The sequence below is a fragment of the Marinomonas sp. TI.3.20 genome (genome assembly GCF_038155025.1).
GTDB classification, from domain to species: Bacteria; Pseudomonadota; Gammaproteobacteria; order Pseudomonadales; family Marinomonadaceae; genus Marinomonas; species Marinomonas flavescens.
In genome coordinates this window covers 1-255 of the sequence record NZ_JBAKAS010000138.1, presented here as the reverse complement: position 1 = coordinate 255, position 255 = coordinate 1, and the positions used below count along the sequence as shown (strand labels likewise).

At 43.1% G+C, this 255-nt stretch carries 1 protein-coding gene; it reads right to left on the bottom strand.

The genetic code is table 11. The features are described 5' to 3' along the window. On the bottom strand, positions 1-255 hold a 255-nt coding region (locus tag V6259_RS19905), incomplete at both ends, for a TRAP transporter large permease subunit (RefSeq protein ID WP_341586004.1).

The window sequence follows — 255 nt, the reverse complement described above, 5'->3', positions numbered from 1 at the left end:
CAGACAACCATGTAGTCGTTTCTAGCGAGCGAAAAATAGCACTCCAAGTAAGCTCTCTATGAATAAAGGCACCAACAAACAAAGTATAGAATATTGCAACAATGGCAGATTCAGTCGGAGTGAAAAACCCTGAGTAGATACCGCCTAAGATAACCAACGGAGCAAGAACAGACCAAAAACCAGAACGCATAGTTCGTGCAATGTGTTTGAAATCCCAACCACCTTCGGTTCCTTTGTAACCAAGACGCTTACAGC